Source organism: Methylosinus sp. R-45379, assembly GCF_001644125.1.
Lineage (GTDB): Bacteria > Pseudomonadota > Alphaproteobacteria > Rhizobiales > Beijerinckiaceae > Methylosinus.
Map to the genome: position 1 here is coordinate 1 of NZ_LUUM01000104.1, position 1,545 is coordinate 1,545.

At 61.2% G+C, this 1,545-nt stretch carries 1 protein-coding gene; it reads left to right on the forward strand.

Annotation, left to right across the window (positions count from 1 at the left end; all coding sequences use genetic code 11):
* The first annotated feature begins 193 nt into the window (after nucleotides 1–193).
* The gene (locus A1351_RS26120) at nucleotides 194–1,414 is read left to right on the forward strand and encodes a site-specific integrase (RefSeq protein WP_064032397.1); all 1,221 of its coding nucleotides are present in this window, start codon (nucleotides 194–196) and stop codon (nucleotides 1,412–1,414) included.
* Nucleotides 1,415–1,545: the final 131 nt, after the last annotated feature.

Genomic DNA, 1,545 nt, shown 5'->3' on the forward strand with positions numbered 1-1,545 from the left:
GGATTCGAACCTGCGACCTACTGATTACAAATAAGCGACACTTGGTCGTCTCATGTCGCTTCGCGTCGCTTTACGTCGTATCATTTCGCAACTAAATTACTTATTTTCAATAGCTTGACTACAGCGCGCTTGCGTCTTAATACGACATGAGACGTATTAGACCGAGGTCCGCACAGGTCCGCAAGAGGTCCGCATGAAGTTCACGCTCGCTCGCATCGACAAGCTTGCCAGTCCGGCGCCGCGGAAGGACGCTCTTTTCTTCGACGACGAACAACGGGGCCTCGCCGTGCGCGTGACAGCGAGCGGCGGAAAGACGTTCCTCGCTCAGTACACGGCGCCAGGCGGCGCGAAGCGGAGAATTCCTCTCGGCCGTTGTGACGGCATTTCCCTCGCCGATGCGCGCGACGCGGTTCGGGCGATCCTTGGGCAGGTTGCGCAAGGCCGTGACCCTGCCGTCGAGAGAAAAGCCGCGGCCGCATCGGCGAAGGAGAAGACCGCGCGGGACACATTCACGCTCGAGCGACTGATAGAGGATTGGCAAGCGCTCCACTTGGCGAATAAGCGCCCTCGCTACGCCGCCGAGGCCGAGCGCGCATTGCGCTTCGCCTTCGATCGCCAACTTGCTTCGCCGGCCGCGGATCTGACGCGTGCCGTCGTCGTGACAGTTCTCGACGAGCTGACGCGCCGCGGCAGCGCGGCCATGGCGACTCGAACTGCGGCGTATGGCCGGGCGGCTTTCACATGGGGCATGAAACGCGGCGCGCTCTCGGCGAATCCATTCTCGAACCTTCCACTCGCGCCGGTCGCCAAGCGCGACCGCGTTCTCTCGGATGACGAGTTGGCAGCTCTGTGGCGCGCGACGGAAGGTGCCGGAACGTTCGAGCGCATTGTGCGCACGCTGATTCTCACTGGCCAACGGCGCGAAGAGGTCGGCGGTATGGTTTGGGAAGAAATCGGAGGCGAGCGCGATTGCTGGACAATTCCACCAGCGCGAACGAAAAACGGGGCGCCGCATGTCGTGCCGCTTTCGCAGCAAACATTGGCGATCGTCGGAAAGAAAGGCAAGGGGCTGGTCTTTCTCGGACGCAGCGACGGGCCGTTCAACGGCTATTCGAAGAGCAAGGCGGCGCTCGACGAAAGAATGCTCGCCGCGCTACGGAAGATCGCTGCGGAGCGCGGCGACGACGAGCCCGAAACTGTGGAGCCGTGGCGTCTTCATGACCTTCGACGCACGACCGCGACAGGGCTGCAGCGTCTCGGCGTGCGGCTCGAAGTGACAGAGGCCGTTCTCAACCATGTGTCGGGAAGCCGGGCCGGAATTGTCGGAATCTATCAGCGCCACGATTGGGCGGACGAAAAGCGGGAGGCGCTCGACGCTTGGGGGCGTCACGTCGAAAAAATCGCTCATGGCTAAGCTTTGAGTGCGACAGCATACGTCTTAGTATGACGACCATCGCGCCCCTGAGAGACTGAGCAGACTGATAGGCTGAGAAGACTGATAGGCTGAGACACTGATAGACTGAGAAGACTGATAGGCTGAGAAGA